Source organism: Martinezella paranaensis, from assembly GCF_014200235.1.
Taxonomy (GTDB): domain Bacteria; phylum Pseudomonadota; class Alphaproteobacteria; order Rhizobiales; family Rhizobiaceae; genus Rhizobium; species Rhizobium paranaense.
In genome coordinates, this window is record NZ_JACHBI010000001.1 from 1 (window position 1) to 17,495 (window position 17,495).

At 60.1% G+C, this 17,495-nt stretch carries 18 protein-coding genes; 13 read left to right on the plus strand and 5 right to left on the minus strand.

Going from position 1 to position 17,495, the window contains the following annotated elements; translation table 11 throughout:
- Positions 1-678: 678 nt before the first annotated feature.
- From GGD50_RS00005 to visR, 13 genes are all read left to right on the plus strand, one after another.
- On the plus strand, positions 679-2,325 hold the full coding sequence (locus GGD50_RS00005) for a methyl-accepting chemotaxis protein (RefSeq protein ID WP_107107054.1): 1,647 nt from the start codon (positions 679-681) through the stop codon (positions 2,323-2,325).
- A gap of 62 nt (positions 2,326-2,387) precedes the next feature.
- Positions 2,388-2,684 (plus strand): STAS domain-containing protein, encoded by a 297-nt coding sequence (locus tag GGD50_RS00010; protein ID WP_107106967.1) that lies wholly within the window; start codon positions 2,388-2,390, stop codon positions 2,682-2,684.
- Positions 2,681-3,046, plus strand: coding sequence for a chemotaxis response regulator CheY1 (gene cheY1 / locus GGD50_RS00015; RefSeq protein WP_028751177.1), 366 nt, complete (start codon positions 2,681-2,683; stop codon positions 3,044-3,046). Before GGD50_RS00010 ends, cheY1 begins: the two co-directional genes overlap by 4 nt.
- Positions 3,047-3,061: 15 nt before the next feature.
- Entirely contained in the window at positions 3,062-5,362 is a 2,301-nt protein-coding gene (locus GGD50_RS00020; protein WP_107106968.1) for a chemotaxis protein CheA, read from the plus strand.
- 4 nt (positions 5,363-5,366) lie between these two features.
- Positions 5,367-5,834 carry a chemotaxis protein CheW gene (locus GGD50_RS00025; protein WP_107106969.1) on the plus strand — a complete coding sequence of 156 codons (468 nt, stop codon included), beginning with the start codon at positions 5,367-5,369 and terminating at the stop codon, positions 5,832-5,834.
- The gene (cheR, locus tag GGD50_RS00030) at positions 5,831-6,739 is read left to right on the plus strand and encodes a protein-glutamate O-methyltransferase CheR (RefSeq protein ID WP_107106970.1); all 909 of its coding nucleotides are present in this window, start codon (positions 5,831-5,833) and stop codon (positions 6,737-6,739) included. The genes GGD50_RS00025 and cheR overlap by 4 nt, the downstream gene beginning before the upstream one ends.
- Entirely contained in the window at positions 6,736-7,779 is a 1,044-nt protein-coding gene (cheB, locus tag GGD50_RS00035) for a protein-glutamate O-methylesterase CheB (protein WP_107106971.1), read from the plus strand. Before cheR ends, cheB begins: the two co-directional genes overlap by 4 nt.
- A complete protein-coding gene (locus GGD50_RS00040) occupies positions 7,779-8,168 on the plus strand; it encodes a response regulator (protein ID WP_107106972.1) in 390 nt (129 codons plus the stop codon). Before cheB ends, GGD50_RS00040 begins: the two co-directional genes overlap by 1 nt.
- Positions 8,165-8,719 (plus strand): chemoreceptor glutamine deamidase CheD, encoded by a 555-nt coding sequence (gene cheD / locus GGD50_RS00045; RefSeq protein WP_028751183.1) that lies wholly within the window; start codon positions 8,165-8,167, stop codon positions 8,717-8,719. Before GGD50_RS00040 ends, cheD begins: the two co-directional genes overlap by 4 nt.
- Before the next feature lie 17 nt (positions 8,720-8,736).
- Positions 8,737-9,126 (plus strand): chemotaxis protein CheT, encoded by a 390-nt coding sequence (gene cheT / locus GGD50_RS00050; RefSeq protein WP_107106973.1) that lies wholly within the window; start codon positions 8,737-8,739, stop codon positions 9,124-9,126.
- A 166-nt stretch (positions 9,127-9,292) separates the two neighbouring features.
- A complete protein-coding gene (fliF, locus tag GGD50_RS00055; protein WP_107106974.1) occupies positions 9,293-10,972 on the plus strand; it encodes a flagellar basal-body MS-ring/collar protein FliF in 1,680 nt (559 codons plus the stop codon).
- A gap of 540 nt (positions 10,973-11,512) precedes the next feature.
- The gene (gene visN, locus GGD50_RS00060) at positions 11,513-12,250 is read left to right on the plus strand and encodes a transcriptional regulator VisN (protein WP_107106975.1); all 738 of its coding nucleotides are present in this window, start codon (positions 11,513-11,515) and stop codon (positions 12,248-12,250) included.
- Positions 12,251-12,261: 11 nt separating this feature from the next.
- Positions 12,262-13,008 carry a transcriptional regulator VisR gene (gene visR, locus GGD50_RS00065; RefSeq protein ID WP_107106976.1) on the plus strand — a complete coding sequence of 249 codons (747 nt, stop codon included), beginning with the start codon at positions 12,262-12,264 and terminating at the stop codon, positions 13,006-13,008.
- A gap of 225 nt (positions 13,009-13,233) precedes the next feature.
- Here the strand turns inward: visR and GGD50_RS00070 are convergent, their stop codons facing one another.
- From GGD50_RS00070 to GGD50_RS00090, 5 genes are all read right to left on the minus strand, one after another.
- Positions 13,234-13,671: a hypothetical protein gene (locus tag GGD50_RS00070; RefSeq protein ID WP_104821987.1), complete on the minus strand. Its 438-nt coding sequence runs from the start codon at positions 13,669-13,671 to the stop codon at positions 13,234-13,236.
- Positions 13,672-13,676: 5 nt separating this feature from the next.
- Positions 13,677-14,756 (minus strand): flagellar biosynthesis protein FlhB, encoded by a 1,080-nt coding sequence (flhB, locus tag GGD50_RS00075; protein WP_107106977.1) that lies wholly within the window; start codon positions 14,754-14,756, stop codon positions 13,677-13,679.
- A 93-nt stretch (positions 14,757-14,849) separates the two neighbouring features.
- Complete coding sequence (fliG, locus tag GGD50_RS00080; RefSeq protein ID WP_107106978.1) at positions 14,850-15,893, minus strand: flagellar motor switch protein FliG; 1,044 nt, start codon at positions 15,891-15,893, stop codon at positions 14,850-14,852.
- A 49-nt stretch (positions 15,894-15,942) separates the two neighbouring features.
- A complete protein-coding gene (gene fliN, locus GGD50_RS00085) occupies positions 15,943-16,479 on the minus strand; it encodes a flagellar motor switch protein FliN (protein ID WP_107106979.1) in 537 nt (178 codons plus the stop codon).
- A 66-nt stretch (positions 16,480-16,545) separates the two neighbouring features.
- Positions 16,546-17,490 (minus strand): FliM/FliN family flagellar motor switch protein, encoded by a 945-nt coding sequence (locus GGD50_RS00090; protein WP_107106980.1) that lies wholly within the window; start codon positions 17,488-17,490, stop codon positions 16,546-16,548.
- Between the last annotated feature and the right edge of the window lie 5 nt (positions 17,491-17,495).

Sequence of the window (17,495 nt, forward strand, 5' to 3'; positions counted from 1 at the left end):
GATGCATGGCGCAAGCTTCAACGCCAGCCTTGGCGCATCATGTCAATCGGACGCAGGAAATGGGCCAATGAGTTCTAATCATCGAGCTTTGGTATAAAGGCGTTTGAGGCAGGATTCTCAGAGGACGCGCGGAGCGATTTTGCTGCGAGCCTCATCGATGAGGCTTAGGAACACGAAGGCAGCAAGCGTCATGCCGGCCGTCAGCGAAGCAGTCAAACCAAGAACAATCATTGCTCTCTCCGTATCGACATCGAAAGTGTCTCTACTTAGCAATTTAGAATATGAAGCTTGCCCGTGACTTGCGGATATTGCGGTTTTTACTCAAAACGACCGCCAACGGAAATCGAACCGAGATAGTTTAAATCAAAACGGGATAGCTACCGGGTCTTATTAACCTTCAAGCAAGGAATTAACCATAAACATTGGACTAGCACGTCGGAATGGGAAAACTGTCACTCGTTCTCACCAGGCATGAAGCCGCCCCGTCGTACCGGGTCAGATCCGGTATCAATGTCATCAAACGGTCCGAACAGGCCTTGATGAACGAGCGAGCTTCAGCGTCCCGGTCAATAAACCGGAGGCGGCGTGCACCTGTCCTCGTCTCTTCATCGCGTCTGAACCGGATCATTCAGTGGTTTCGCCGGCGTTTCTACGCCCGGCAGTTCGGTGGGGACGATTTTGGCGCAGGATTCGCCATCAGATCAGGCAGGACGGGCGCAGGCGGGCAGCCTTCGCGACCGTTTGCGTTTTGCTGGTCTCGATGCCGAGCAATGCGAAATCGTGCGCCGCAACCGGCCGATGTTCGACGCGCATCTGAAAGCCGGCCTGCGCGATCTCTTCCACCGCCTCCAGACTTTTCCGGACGCCTCCCGTAATTTTAACAGTGAAAGCCAGCTCGAACGGCTGCAGGACCTGCAATCCTCGCACTGGGGCGTGTTGACGGATGCCCGTTTTGACAGCCTCTATGCCGAGCGCGTCAAGGTTCTCTCCGATACCGAAAGCAAGATGGGGCTCGACCCGCGCTGGCACGTCGCCGGTCACGGCGTGGTGCTGGAGCATCTTCTCTCTGGGATCGTCGAGGAGATGGGCGGCCGCGCCATCCTGCCCGGCACCAAGCGCCGCGCCCGTGAGCTGAGCGAACTGATCACGGCTGCCGTCCGCCTCGTCATGGTTGATGTCGAAATCGCCGTGTCGCTGCGTTTCAACGAGCTGCGGCTCAACCATCAGCGGGCGCTTGCCGAACAGCGTAGCTCCGATCATGCCGAAGCTGCCGGACTCTTTGCCGATGTCATTCGCAGCCTTGCGGAACGCGATCTGACCGCCCGCCTGCCTGCTGATGGTCCAGAAGCCTATGCAGAACTGGCGCAGACGCTGAATGCCGCTCTGGACGACATCCAGGAGCAATTTGCGGCACTGTCCGGCAGGGTGCAGGCCGCCGATGCGGCGACGGATGCGCTCGCACGCGATTCCCGTTCCCTCGCTCAAAATTCCATGGAGCAATCCCAAGGGCTTGCCTTGTCGGCAAGGCAGCTCGCCGAACTGGCCGATCAGGTTCGCAGCAATGCCGCGACCACTCGGTCGGCCGAGCGCGCCGCCGCCTCCACCCGTGTTGCTGCCGAAGACAGCGGCCGGGTCGTCGGCCAGGCGATTTCCGCCATGGCCGATATCGAGACGTCGGCGGAAAAGATCGGCCAGATCATCGGCGTCATTGACGAGATCGCTTTCCAGACCAATTTGCTGGCGCTCAACGCCGGTATCGAAGCCGCGCGCGCCGGCGATAGCGGCCGCGGCTTTGCCGTCGTCGCGCAGGAAGTCCGCGCGCTTGCCCAACGCTCCGCCGATGCGGCTCGCGAGATCAAGGTGCTGGTGACGGGCACCAAGGCGCAGGTCGATGCCGGCGTGCAGATGGTCGGCCGCACGCAGGAAGCGATCGGCGGCATCGTCCGTCAGGTGACCGATATCAACGATGCTATTTCCGGCATCGCCGCCGCCACCGATGAACAGGCAGCCGGCTTGCGCACAGTGACGACGGATATCGGCGGCTTCGGCGAACGCGCCGCTGCCACCGAAAGCCTTGCCCGTCGCTCGAATGAGGGCGCCGATCATCTTCATACCGTCATCCTGGAACTTGGCCAGACGATCCGCGAATTCCGCCTGGAGCGCGAGCGTCGCCATGCGGCGGTGCCGCGCCCGGTGAATGCCCCGCAACGCTTGCCGATCGCTCAGCGCGACGAAGGGCTTGCCGGGCGTGACGAGGGGAGTGCCGCCGAATTCGATTTTCCGCTTCGCAGGGCCGGGTTCGGGGGCGAACGGAATGCATACTGACATCTCTATTTTATGCGCATGCGGGCTGTGGGACCCGATTTTAGGCAACAAGGAATAAAGCGATGCCGAGCAGGAAGGGCGAAAAGACAATCAGTCTGGCCGCGGTGCTGGACCTCAACGAAGCCTCGACGCTTCGCGGCAAGTTGGTGGGACTGCGCGGCAGCAATGTCGTGATCGATGCGTCCGGCGTCGAGAGGATCGGGGCCTTGTGCGTCCAGGTCATCATGGCCGCCGCCAAGACTTGGAATGAAGACAAGCTGTCCTTCACCTTTTCGAAGGTGTCGGACGCATTTCAAAAAACGATGCAGTTGATCGGCGTCGACATCGATCACCTGCTTGCCAAGGAGATCCGGCAATGAAGAAAAAAGTGCTGACCGTGGATGATTCACGGACCATTCGAAACATGCTTCTCGTCACCCTCAACAACGCCGGCTTCGAGACCATCCAGGCCGAAGACGGAGTCGAGGGTCTCGAGGTTTTGGAAGAAGCCAATCCCGACGTCATCGTCACGGACATCAACATGCCGCGCCTTGATGGCTTCGGCTTCATCGAGGGCGTGCGCCGCAACGACAAGTACCGGGCCATCCCGATCCTGGTGCTGACGACCGAAAGCGACGCCGAAAAGAAGAACCGTGCCCGTCAGGCCGGTGCGACGGGCTGGATCGTCAAGCCCTTCGATCCCGCCAAACTGATCGATGCCATCGAGCGTGTAACCGCTTAAACAGGATCTGTTCCTATGGATATGAACGAAATCAAAGAGATTTTCTTCCAGGAGTGCGAGGAGCAGCTCGCCGAACTGGAATCCGGTCTCCTGAAAATGAATGATGGCGACCGGGATCCGGAAACCGTCAACGCCGTCTTCCGTGCCGTTCATTCCATCAAGGGTGGGGCAGGGGCCTTCGGTCTGGATGACCTTGTCGCCTTTGCCCACGTCTTCGAGACGACGCTCGATTGTGTTCGATCCAACAAGCTGGAGCCGACCCAGGATGTCCTGAAGGTCATGCTCAAGGCCGCCGACGTTCTGGCGGACCTGACCAACGCCGCCCGCGATGGCGGCAGTGTCGATCAGGCCCGCAGCAGGGGCCTGGTCAAGGAACTGGAAGCTTTGGCCCACGGCGAATTGCCCTCGGCATCGGCAGCCGCCGAAGCCGCGCCGAAGCCGGCAAAGGCCGCTGCACTCGCCCCAGCTCCGACCCCCGTCAAAGCCGCGCCCGCTCCCACGGATGACAGCGGTTTTCAGCCGATCCCCTTCAGCTTCGACGATGATTTCGGTGGCGACGAAGCGTCTGCGGGCATGCCGGAATACGAAGTCAGCTTCAAGCCGCGCTCCGATCTCTACGCCAAAGGCAACGACGCCACGCTGCTGCTGCGCGATCTCTCGCGCGTCGGCGAGATGAGCATCCATTGCAACACGGACGCCCTGCCGGGCCTCGATCAGCTTGATCCCGAAGGCGCCTACTTCAAGTGGACGATCTCGATCAAGACGGACAAGGGTGAAGACGCCATCCGCACCGTCTTCGAATTTGCCGAATGGGATTGCGAGCTCGATATCCGGCTGGTCGAAGACGCCGCTGCTGGTACCGATGAAGAATTGCCGATGGTCCCCGTGCCCTTCGATCTCTCCGTTCTCGACAGCGATGAGCCGGCTGTGGAAACCGCCGAAGCGCCGCAGCCGAAAAGCGATGCCGCCGCCGCCGTTGCAGCCGCCGAAACGGCAAGCAATGTCACGCAGCTTGCCTCTGCTGCAGCTCGTGTCGAAAAGAAGGAAGCAGCGGCAGCCGCCGCTGCTGCCGCTGCCAATGCTGCCGCGCAGAACAATGCCGCCGCCGCCGGTCAGACCATCCGCGTCGATCTCGACCGTGTCGACCGTCTGATCAACCTCGTCGGCGAGCTTGTCATCAACCAGGCGATGCTGTCGCAGAGCGTCATCGAGAATGACAACAATGGCGCATCCTCGATCAACATGGGCCTCGAAGAGCTGCAGCAGCTCACCCGCGAGATCCAGGACAGCGTCATGGCGATCCGCGCGCAGCCGGTGAAGCCGGTCTTCCAGCGCATGTCGCGTATCGTCCGTGAAATCGCCGACATGACCGGCAAGTCGATCCGCCTGATCACCGAGGGTGAAAACACCGAAGTCGACAAGACGGTCATCGATAAGCTGGCCGAGCCGCTCACCCACATGATCCGCAACGCCGTCGACCACGGTGTCGAAACCCCGGAAAAGCGCACGGCGCTCGGCAAGAACCCGGAAGGCACGGTTCGCCTGACGGCAAAGCACCGGTCCGGCCGCATCCTGATCGAACTCGCCGACGACGGCGCCGGCATCAACCGCGAGAAGGTGCGTCAGAAGGCGATCGACAACGATCTCATCCCTGCCGATGCCAACCTCTCGGACGAGGAGATCGACAACCTGATCTTCCTGCCGGGCTTCTCGACGGCCGATAAGATCTCCGACATTTCCGGCCGCGGCGTCGGCATGGACGTCGTCAAGCGCTCGATCCAGGCGCTCGGTGGCCGCATCAATATCAGCTCCAAGCCGGGACATGGCTCGGTCTTCACCATGAGCCTGCCGCTGACGCTGGCCGTCCTCGACGGCATGGTGGTGACGGTGGCCGGCCAGACGCTGGTCGTGCCACTCACCGCCATCGTCGAGACCCTGCAGCCGGAAGCCGCCGCGATCCATTCCTTCGGCGCCAACCACCGCCTGATCTCGATCCGCAACAGCTTCTGCCCGCTGGTCGATGTCGGCCGCATCCTGAACTTCCGCGCCACGCAGGCCAATCCGGTCGACGGTGTCGCGCTGCTTGTGGAATCGGAAGGCGGCGGCCAGCGCGCTCTGATGGTCGATGCCATCCAGGGCCAGCGCCAGGTCGTCATCAAGAGCCTCGAAGCGAACTACACGCATGTGCCCGGCATCGCCGCTGCGACCATCCTTGGCGATGGGCGCGTCGCTCTCATCCTCGACGTTGATGCTGTAGTCGGCGCCTCCCGCGGGCAGTCGCTGAAGGCCGAGATGTCGTACGCAGCAGCGGGTTAGGCCTATGTCATACGCCGTCAAGAACATGACCCAGGGTGCCCGTGAGCTGATCGCCTTCCGCATCGGCGATCAGGAATTCTGCGTCGATATCATGTCGGTTCGTGAAATCCGCGGCTGGACGCCGGCGACGGCCATGCCGCATTCGCCGGCCCATGTCCTTGGCATTATCAACCTGCGCGGCGCCGTCTTGCCGATCGTCGATCTCTCGGCCCGCCTCGGCATGAAGCGCGCCGAGCCGACCGCACGCCATGTGATTATCGTGGCGCAGGTCAAGCGCAAGGTCGTCGGCCTGCTGGTCGACGCCGTGTCCGATATTCTGACGGTGACCGACGACAATATTCAGCCGACGCCGGAAATTTCTTCCGACTATGAGCGGCAGTTTGCACGCGGCATTCTGGCGATCGACCGCCGTATGATCTGCCTTATCGAACTCGAAACACTGTTCCCGGACAGCGAAAGCGAAGCTGCATGAGTATGATGGGAGCAACAGATTTCAGGGCTTCCCCGGACGAGGTGCTGGCCAGCGGCGAATATCCGCTAACGCGGCGCGATCTTTCCGAAATTGCCGCCATGATCTATTCGGACGCCGGAATTTCTCTCAACGAGACCAAAGCCTCGCTGGTCTATTCGCGGCTGTCGAAGCATATCCGCGCACTGGGCCTGCCGGGCTTTCGCGATTATTGCGTGCTGGTCGCCTCGCCGGCGGGGGCAGCGGCACGGCGCGAGATGCTGTCGCATCTGACGACGAATTTCACCCGCTTCTTCCGCGAGAATCATCATTTCGATCATCTGCGCGACGAGGTTCTCCCCGGCCTTCTGGCCCGCGCCAAAAGCGGTGGTCGCGTTCGCATCTGGTCGGCAGCCTGTTCCGACGGGCAGGAGCCCTATTCCATAGCGCTCACAGTTCTGTCGCTGTTGCCGAACGCCGCCGATTTCGATTTTAAGATTCTGGCGACCGATATCGATCCGAAGATCCTCGGCCTTGCCCGTGCGGGCGCCTATGACGAGACGTCGCTCGAAACGGTTTCGCCCGTCATGCGCAAGCAATGGTTCCAGGAAGTCAACATCCAGGGCCGCCGCAAGTTCCAGATCGACGATCGCGTCAAGCGGCTGATCACCTTCAACGAGCTGAACCTGATGGCACAATGGCCGTTCAAGGGCATGTTCGATGTTATCTTCTGCCGCAACGTCGTCATCTATTTCGACGAACCGACGCAGACGAAGATCTGGTCGCGCTTCGCCGGCCTGCTGCCGGAGAACGGCCACCTCTACATCGGCCATTCCGAGCGCGTGTCGGGTGAAGCCAAGCACATCTTCGACAATATCGGCATCACCACCTACCGCCGTCTTGCCAATTCAAACGGGAGGAAAGCATGAGCGCCCCCGCCCGTGTTCTTGTCGTTGACGACTCTGCCACGATGCGTGGCCTGATCACCGCTGTTCTGCGCTCCGATCCGGAGGTCGATGTCATCGGCCAGGCCGGCGATGCAATGGAAGCGCGTGCGGCGATCAAGGCGCTCAATCCCGATGTCGTGACGCTCGATATCGAGATGCCGAACATGAACGGCCTCGATTTTCTCGAAAAGATCATGACGCTGCGGCCCATGCCGGTCATCATGGTCTCGACCATGACGCATCGTGGTGCCGAGGCGACCCTAGCAGCCCTTGAAATCGGCGCGTTCGATTGCGTCGGCAAGCCTGCTCCGGGCGAGCCGCGTCCTTTCGGCGATCTGGCGGAAAAGGTGAAGGCGGCCGCTCGTTCGCAGCGGCAATATAGCAAGCCCGCCGCCGAGCATGCTCCGCCCCCAGCGGTCGCGGATTTCCGCGTCGGTCGCAAGATCGTTGCGATTGGTTCGTCCACCGGCGGCGTCGAAGCACTGATCGCGGTCCTGCAGAAATTCCCGGCCAATTGCCCGCCGACGGTCATTACCCAACACATGCCGCCAACCTTTACCCGAAGCTTTGCTGAACGGCTCAACCGCCTCTGCGCACCCGTGGTGCAGGAGGCGACCGATGGCGCGCGGCTGGAAATCGGCAAGATCTACCTGGCGCCCGGCGGCGATCGACACTTGCAGGTCGCCAACGCATCGGCGCCCCATTGCCGCTTGGTCGATCGCGGGCCTGTCAACGGCCATCGTCCTTCTGTCGATGTGCTCTTCGATTCGGTCGCCGAGCTCGCCGGCCGCAACGCGGTCGGCGTGATCCTGACTGGCATGGGACGCGATGGCGCCGCCGGTCTTCTCAAGATGCGCCATGCCGGCGCTCGCACGATCGGCCAGAACGAAAAGACCTGCGTGGTCTACGGAATGCCGAGGGTCGCGTTCGAACTCGGTGCAGTCGAACAGCAGGTTCCGCTGAACGCCATTGGCGAGGAAATATTGAAAGTAACAGCCGCCCGTAAGGAAGGAAGCGAATAATGTCTATAGCGGAGAAGATCAAAGTTCTGATCGTCGACGACCAGGTCACCAGCCGTCTGTTGTTGAGCGATGCGCTGACGCAACTGGGCTTCAAGCAAATTACCTCTGCCGGTGACGGCGAGCAGGGCATGAAGATCATGGAGCAGCAGCCGCATCATCTGGTGATCTCCGACTTCAACATGCCGAAGATGGATGGTCTCGGCCTGCTGCAGGCCGTGCGCACCAATCCAACGACGAAGAAAGCGGCCTTCATCATCCTCACGGCGCAGGGCGACCGTGCGCTGGTGCAGAAGGCCGCCCAGCTCGGCGCCAACAACGTTCTCGCCAAGCCCTTCACCATTGAAAAGATGAAAGCGGCTATCGAGGCCGTGTTCGGAGCATTGAAATGATCGTTGAGGGTGCTGCCCGTCGCGTGCACATCATTCAGGGCGAGTACAAGGTCATCAACGATCCGGACGTGGTGCTGTCGACCATTCTCGGCTCGTGTGTGGCGGCGTGCTTGCGTGATCCGATCGCGGGCGTCGGCGGCATGAACCATTTCCTGCTGCCGGGAACGGCCGCTTCGCCGACGAGTGGTGGCGACGCGACGCGTTACGGCGTGCATCTGATGGAGCTTCTGATCAACGGTCTCCTGAAGCAGGGCGCGCGTCGTGACCGGCTGGAAGCCAAGGTCTTTGGCGGTGCGAAGACGATTGCCACTTTCTCTAATGTCGGCGAACAGAATGCCGCCTTCGCCATGCAGTTCCTGAGGGACGAAGGCATTCCGGTGGTTGGCTCCAGCACAGGCGGCGAGCATGGACGCAAGATCGAATATTGGCCGATCTCCGGCCGTGCCCGGCAATACCCGTTGACCGGCGCCGAAACGCAGAAGACCGTGGCTCTGGAACAGCGCCCCGTTGCAGCCCCGAAGCCGGTCGACAACACGATCGAATTTTTCTGATCAACGAGGACTACCTGATGACCACGATCCCGCGTGCCGAAGTATCCGACATGCAGGAGGCGCTCCCCGCCATCCTCATGCGCATCGTCTCGGAATTGCACGATGTCGCCTATCTGATCGAACGCATCGAACCGCAACTGCTCGATCTCGGCGGCGTCAACGTGCTGGATTCGCCAGACTCGATGAAGGTCATGCAGGGCATCGATCTCGCTGTGCAGAAGACGCGGGGCATTGCCGAGTTCATCGACACCATCACCGGCGGCATGCCGGAGGGCTGGATGGTCGATGTTGCTACCGCGCTGAGCCTGGTCAAGCTCGCCGAAATGCAGAAGGCTCTCGGCGGCGCCGGTCGCCACGGACATTCGCAACCCTTGGCCAAGGCCGCCGGCGACTTCGATTTCTTCTGATCGGAAGCGCCGCGCCTGATATTGTTTTTCCTATATTATCTCGGATAAATTTTTAGACGTTTTCATTTTTTCCGGCCCGGACGAAACGCTCGCACAAGTTTCGATTTCTATCTTCGCTGCAGGGCACAAAGCCATCAAGGTCTTTGACGAATCGTGCGAGAACAGAATGAATCTGTTAAATCAATTAGTTCCCTTGTTCAGGAATCTGCAGAACCTGGGGAGGACACGCCTGCTGATCATGGCGGGCGTCGGCGTCGTTTCCATGGCGCTGATTCTGTTTGCAGCCCTCTACGTCAATAAACCCGCCCAGGAAACGCTCTATGTGGGCCTGGACGCGACCGATCTGAACCAGATCAGCATCGCGCTTGCCGAAGCCAATATCGGTTTCCAGGTGGGCACGGACGGCACCAGCTTGACCGTGCCGGCTGGCATGACCGGCAAGGCGCGTTTGCTTCTCGCCGAGCGCGGCCTGCCGAACAGCACCAATGCCGGCTATGAACTCTTCGACAATGTCGGCTCTCTCGGCCTGACCTCCTTCATGCAGGAAGTGACCCGCGTCCGTGCGCTCGAAGGCGAAATCTCCCGCACGATCACCTCGATCACGGGCATTAGCGCAGCACGCGTCCACATCGTCATGCAGGATGTCGGCAACTTCCGTAAGGCGGACCAGAAGCCGACGGCTTCCGTCATGATCCGAGCGAACGCCGAATCGGCGCGCAAGTCGGCCCAGGCCATCCGCCATCTCGTTGCCTCTGCCGTTCCCGGCCTTGAGGTCGACGACGTCACGATTCTCGATTCCACCGGCCAATTGCTCGCCTCTGGCGACGATCCGAGCAATGGCGCGCTGAACCGCAATCTCGGCATCGTGCAGAACGTCCAGGACGAGGTCGAATCGAATATCAACAAGGCGCTCGCTCCCTTCCTCGGCATGGACAATTTCCGCTCCAGCGTGACGGCGCAGCTCAATACCGACAGCCAGCAGGTGCAGGAAACTACCTACGATCCGGAATCGAAGGTCGAGCGCTCGGTCCGTACCACCAAGGAAGCGCAGAAGTCGCAGCAGCGCCAGTCGGATACGGCGGCAACCGTCGAGCAGAACATTCCGCAGGCTGCGCCGCAGTCCGGCGGCAGCGGGCCGACATCGAACGACCAGTCCGACAAGCGCGAAGAACAGACCAACTACGAAATCAACAGCAAGACGACGGCGACGACCCGCAACAGCTACAGGGTTGAGAAACTCTCGGTGGCCGTTGTGGTCAACAAGGGTCGCATCGCCCAGATGGTCGGTCAGCCGGCCGATCAGGCGAAGGTCGACGCCTATATCGCCGAGATGCAGAAGATTGTCACGACCGCCGCCGGCGTGGACACTGGCCGTGGCGACGTGGTGACCGTCAATGCGATGGACTTCCTCGACAACCAGTTGCTCGATGACACATCCTCGAGCTTCGACATCATGGGCATGCTGAGCCGCAATATGGCCGGCATCATCAACTCGGCTGCCTTCGTCGCGGTTGCCTTCCTCATCGTCTGGATGGGCTTCCGTCCGCTGATCCGCTCGCTCGGCGGCGGTGTGGCTGGCGCGGCTCTGCCGGAAGCGGCGGGCCTGGAACTGCCGGATTTCGCTCCTGCGGTCGGCGGACCGGGTGCCGCGCTGATGGACGGCTTCGGCTCGGACTTCGGCTTCGACAGCACCGACGATCTGCTGACGATGGGCGAAGACGGCGGCACCTTCAATCGCCGCGTCAAGGAAGGGCCGGAACGCCGCCTCTCGCGCATGGTGGAAATCAGCGAGGAACGCGCCGCCAAGATCCTCAGAAAATGGGCAGTCGACAACGCCGCCGCCTGATAGAAAGACCGGGAGACGCTCCCGGTCTTTTCACGTTATCGGAAGAGTACAGCTTGATCGCATAAACTCTGGGTTTTGATAAATATCTGCTTCAATTCAGCATAACGAAATCGAGTGATGGGATGTGGTTGCAAGCTGTGGTCTGATCGGAAATTTCGTTGCTGGGTAGAAGGAATCGACTTACAATCATCATATCTATTCGTAGTTGCGTCGAAGCGACGCGAATCAGATCATAAAATCCGTGTTTTGGTAAATTCAGACTATTTTGGAGATGCCGGTGCGCGGGGAAATCAGTCTATAGTCAGTTGATCATGATTTCAGCGATTCGCGCCAATGCGATTTGCCGAAACCGAATTTATATATTAGCGCGCTTACTGCGCCGTGCGTCCGCAGGGACTCGTATGGATGCAGTAGCAAATTGAGTTGGCGCAGACGCCTTTTTGAAGATCGACGCTATCTTCGAGGTTTATGTGCCGGGTCCAGACCGAGCAATGCTCTCGTTGGCGTTTGAGCGCCTGACAGCGGCAGGAAATGCAAAAAATGGACATGCAGATATTGCAGGGGAGCAAGGGCGAGAAGGATATGCGATTGGCCGCGTCCGCCAATGCGATGTCGCGCGATCAGCTCATTCAGCAATTGAGCGCCATTGCCGGCCCGGCCTATCTCCAATCCGGCCTGCGTCTGCTCACCGACTATGTCGGCGCCTCCCATTATCTGCTGGCCCGCTGCGACCTGATCCAGGAGAGCGGCCTCGATTTCGTCGTGTCCTCCGATTGGCCTTTCGATCTTGTCCGGCGTCTTGCTTCCGAACTCACCAGCGGCTACGGCCGCACCGGCGAGCTTGAGAAATGCATGTCGCTGTTCCAGCCGAATTTTGCTTACCTGCCTGACGATGTTGAGTTGCCGGAAGGCGTCAGCCGCCAATATTGCTCGCTGACCTTCAATGTGGGGCGCACACGCTTTTCGCTGATGCTGCTTGCCCGTGATGGCCTGCTGCTGTCGCCCGAGCGGCTGCGTGACGTGGGACTGCTGTCGGGTTACTTCGCGAGCTTCACGCGCTGCGCGGAGGGCAAGTCCGAGCGTGATTTCGATCTCACCGAGCGTGAGCTTGAATGCTTGTTCTGGATTGCAGAGGGCAAGACGAGCGACGAGATCGCCATGATCCTCGGCATCTCCAGAAACACCATCAACAACTATATCACCAGCGTCATGCGCAAGACCGCGACCAAGACGCGATCGGAAGCGATCGCCTTTGCTGTCAGAAACAACCTCGTTTGAAAGCCTATTGAATGCGATATCAGCCGGTTAGGACGACGGACACGCCAAGCGAAGCAAGGCTCGGCCGTTCGCATCGGATATCGAGCCGGTCTGATCTCTTCCCGAAACTGGTGTCGATGCAGAAGTTGATCGACGCGCAGAATTTTGCGGTTTATCGCCTTAGCGGCTCCGGCCTGCCGAGCAAGCAGCGCCTGGTCTGTGAGTTGGAAAACTGGGGCTCGACCAACACCGTCGTCAATAAGGCCTTCGTCGAAGCCTATGGGGAGGCGATGATCGAGCATATCGAAAAGTCGTTGCTGCCGCTGATGTGGAACGGCCGTGATAGCGACAGCACGGCCGAGACGCCCGACTTTGCCTCTTTCACGCAGCGTCTGAAGCCGCATCTCCTGCCCTTTGCCGGCGTCGCTTTTCCGGTGCGTCTGGGATCGGTTGGCAACGGCTATGTCGTGTTCGCCGCGAAATTCATGGATCTCACGAGCGATATGATCGTCGAGCTGCATGGCCGTAGCTGCCAGATCATGATGGATCTCCTGTCACTGGACGAACGCCGATCGCCGGCCGCCGAAGCGCTGAGCGAGCGCGAGATCGCCTGTCTGCAGCTTGCCGGCGATGGCCGGATCAGTGAGGAAATAGCCGAAAAGCTGGGATTGTCGGTGCATACCGTCAACGCCTATCTCGGTTCGGCGACGATCAAGCTCGACAGCGTCAACCGCATTCAGGCAATCGCGAAAGCCATCCGCTTCGGCTATATCAGCTAAGCCGGCGGGCGTTCACGGGGACGCATAAGGGCCGGTTCCGGTCTTTTGAATCCAAAGCATCTTATCCGCCGCCAGGTGATCCCATAACGGACAGGATCTTCCCTGGAATTTTGGAAAAGCAAAAAGATGGTGCGGTTCTGCGCCTCCTTGAAAGGCCGAACCGCACCAATGCTGAGCTACCTCAGCGGACATTCATCATGAAATTTGGGATGGTTTGAGCCTTCTTCAGGCTGCGCGCGTCGTTCCGCCGATCGCGTAGCGGGCGTCCCGCAGGCTGCGGGCGAGGAGCGCGGTGTTCTCGTCCGGATCGGCCGAGGCTTTATCGAAGGCGATGTGGTTGATCTCGATGCCGGCATGATGTTCCGCGAGCGCCAGCTTGGCATAGACGGTGACGCCGCGCGGTTTGATTTCGAGGTCGATGGTGACTTCCGCCGGCCCACCCCATTCGAGCTTGTAGTCGCCCCCGAGGCCGAAATTGACAGTGCCCGGATGGAAATAAAGCTCAGCCGCCGAAGCCACGAGGTCGGCGAGATTGCCATAGCGCTCGAAGCGCAGCAGCGAAATCAGATCGGCCGCGTCGAGGAGCCGCAATTCGCTGGCGACCGGGCTGATGGCTTCGGCCAGAATTTGTTCACGTTGGGCAGAGTAGGGGGATTTTTTCATTCGATTTATCGTACCCGTTTTCTATTCGACTGCGCGGCATAGATCCTATGAATCAGTTCTGCGACGGCCTTGTAAAACACTGACGGGATGACACTATCTACCGAGACTTGCGCAAACATGGAGCGCGCGAGTGGCGGATCTTCGAAGACGGGAATGCCGTTTGCCTCGGCAATCTCTCTGATTTTGAGGGCGATGAGGTCCTGTCCCTTGGCGACGACGATGGGTGCGTCGTTTTCCTCGCGCACATAACGCAACGCTACGGCGAAGTGAGTCGGGTTGGCAATCACCAAAGTGGCGCGCGGCACCTGCTTCATCATGCGCCGGCGGGCACGGTCGCGGGCAATCGAGCGCTGGCGCGATTTGACGATCGGGTCGCCCTGGGATTGCTTGAATTCTTCCTTGACCTCCTGCTTCGTCATTTTCAACTGATCGACCCAATGGAAACGGGTCCAGAGCACGTCGCCGATGGCGACGATGGCGGTTGCCAGCAGCACGATGGTCAGAATTCTCTGGATGATGGTCGACAGCCGCACAAAGATCGTCTGCGGATCGGAAACCAGCGAATCGATTGCATGGAAGAATTGGCCGCGCAGCACGAAGAACATGATGACGCCGACCACGAAGATCTTGGCAAGCGACTTGCCGAATTCCACGAAACCCGATGTGCTGAAGATGCGGCTCCAGCCGGCGACCGGCGATATGCGGGAAAACTGTGGCTGGATGCGGTCGAGAACGGGTGTCGGCAGGTTCTGGAACAGCGAGGAGCCGATGCCGAAGACGAAGAACAGCACGACGGCGGGCAGCAAGAGGTTGCCGACTTCCCAGCCGATACGGATGAACAGGGAAATGACGTCCGGCCCTGTATCGAGCCGCCACTGATCGGGTTTTTCGAAGAGATCGCGCAGCACCTCGCCCATGCGCCCCATGCGCCCTGGCAGGAAGAAGGTGACGTAGATGACGGTTGCAAGCATCGACGCGAAGAGCGTTGCTTCTTTGGAGTGAGGGACATTGCCCTTCTCCATAGTGTCGCGGAGTTTTTTCTCCGTCGGTTTCTCTGTTTTACTGTCCTTGTCTTCGTCAGCCAAAGCAGCCGTCCTTCATGAAACGGAAAGAGGCCGTGCGTCATGCACGGCCTTGTTTTGAATAGTCTAAGACGATTTAGGTGAGTCGCGCTGAGGTCACGCGGCTTCTTCCACAGGCGTCTTGTCTTTTGCCTTGAGTTCGATCTGGCCGGAGTTGGAAAGCCGGATGGCTTCCTGGGCGATCGCGCGCCGCGCGATAGCGATTTCGCGCGGGTTGATGCCCGTATTGCTCATCTGCAGATCGGATTCGATCATGCGGCGCTGGCGCGGGCTGATCGAGCTGAGCACGATCTCGCGAATCTCCGCCGAGGAGCCGCGCAGCGCCATGGTGAGGATGTCGGCCGCGATGTCGTTGAGCAGCATGACGCGGCTCGGCTGCGGCATGAGCGTGAGGTCGTCGAAGAGGAAGATCTTCGGGCGTACCTTGTCGACCGATTCCTTGTTGAGTGTTTCCAGCGAGGTGAGCAGCGTGTCGACCTGGGGCTTGTCCAGCTCGTTCATCAGCTCCGCCACCTTCGTCGAACCGGCAGCATTGCGTTCGGCATCGATTTCCGCCATCAGCCCCAGCACGCGGTTTTCGATGATCTGAGCCGCTTTCGGGCTGACATCCTTGAGATTGACGGTGCGGTTCATGATGTCGGCGCGTTGCGCCTCCGGCAGTTGCAGCAGAACCTTGGCGCCGAAAGAGGACGGCATCATCGACAGCACATAGGCGATGGTTTGCGGATGCTCACGTAGGAAGAACTTCGCGACGAAGGTCGGATCCGCCTCGCCGAGGCGGTCCCAAATCGAGGTCTCGTAAGCCTGGAAGGCCGTGCGCCGGCCGAGAAGGCTGTCGACCTCGTCGGGTGTCAGGCCCTCCTCGAGGATGCTCTCGATTGCTTTGGCGTTGTCCATCAGACCCGCGCCTTCGGTGAAGAGATCCTCGAATTCCGCGACGAGCTGCGCCAGCTCGTCCGGCGGAATAAGCCTCAGCGACTGCGCCGAGGCAATGATAAGCTGCAATTCATGCTGCGTGAAATACTTCAGCAGCCGTCCCGCCACCTGCTTTCCCATGGCAAGAAGAACGGCTGCGGCCTTTTCAGCCTGAGTTAACGGTTTCTCGGTGAGCGCACCGCTGAAATCGTCAAAGTCCATCATGGTCTTCGTCTCCGTCCCAAACAGGGAGTGGGCTTATTCTGAACCGGGTTCAGGCTTTTTTCGTATTCGATACTTCAATGAGCTTGATACCGAAGCGGGTGTCATCATGTTCCAGCACGGTAATTTCGCCCCGGCCGATTCTGCGGCCATTGACGGTGATTTCGACGGGCTCGCCGATCTTCTTGTCGAGGGCGATGATCGCGCCTTCGGTCAGGTTCATCAGGCCGGAGACCTGCATGCGGCTGCTGCCAAGCACGATCTGAACATCGATCGGGATATCCATGATCAGGTCGAGATTGGCGGTCAGCGCGCTGCCCGGAGCGGCCGGTTCGGCGAAGGAGGAACCGCCGAAATCGCCGCCGCCGAAAGCGGAGCCTGCGTTGTCGTCTCCGAAATCGCCACCGAAGGCCGAAAGATCCGTGCCCGGCTCGGCGCCGAATGCATCGGCATCGAAATCCGGCATGCCGCCGTCGGTGTCTTTCTTCAGCACGCCGCGCAGGCCGTCGATGGCCTCATCCAGTGCGGCGTCGCTGTTTTCAACTTCCAGCGATTCCTCGCTGCTTTTCTGTGTCGTCTTCCTAACCATGAAATCACTATTCCAGTTGAAACTTGCCTCAAGCTGCCGTGGGTGGAGAGGCCACCCGCCAGCCGGTCAATTCATCAGGTGTCGAAGAAGCTCGTCGTCGGAATTCACATTGTCCTTGACGCGCACCGTATAATTTTCGCCCGAGCGGCCGAATTCGCAGATGTAGAGGTCCTTGCTGTTGGCGCTGACCTCGACGCGGACATCATCCGTGTCCATGAAGGGAATGACGTCGCCGACGGCGAGCCTGGAAATCGTGTTCAGCGTCAGCGATTGCAGCCGGATGCGCGCTTCCAGCGTCACCTGCGAGCGACGCACCTGTTCGCTGAGCTGCTCCGTCCATGCTTCCGACGCCGCGGATGGGTTCTTCGCCTTGGGCACGCTGACCACGGTGCGCAGCAGAACCTGCTGCGGGATGATGACGATGATTTCCGAGACGGTCTTGCCGAGCGCAATCGTCATCGTGATGGCAGCGGCGAATTCGTCAGCCTGGTCGGCAGCGGGCTTCGGGCGGTTCTCGACGTTAAACGGCGCGTCCAGATTGGGTTCGAAACCACCGGATGCGTTGACGGCCGAGCGCAGCACATTGGCGATCTTGTCGAAGACCATGACGGCAAGGTCGAGCTCGATGATCGAAAGCGGCCGCGCGACGGGCGCTTCGATCGTCTCCGGCAGCGCGCCCAGCAAGTGCTCCATCATGGTCATGATGAAGCCTGTGCCGCAGCCGAGAACGAATTTCGGCGCCCAGTTGCGCAGGGAACCGTTCACAAGCGCGCAGTTGCCGCCGAGGCCGGCGATGAGATCGTTCATCAATCCCGACTGGCAGCCGGCATAGGCGACGGACACATCGAGACCGCTTTCGGTCTTGATGAAGTCGGGGAGGAATTCGCTGTAGACCTGACCGAAGGCAGCGGCGAGCTTTCCAATGGTTGCCTGGTCGCCGAGGCCGCCGGTCAGCTTGGCGAAGAGGGCGCGATCCATCGTCTGTACCTTGGCTTGTGATTCCTGGCTCATGATCG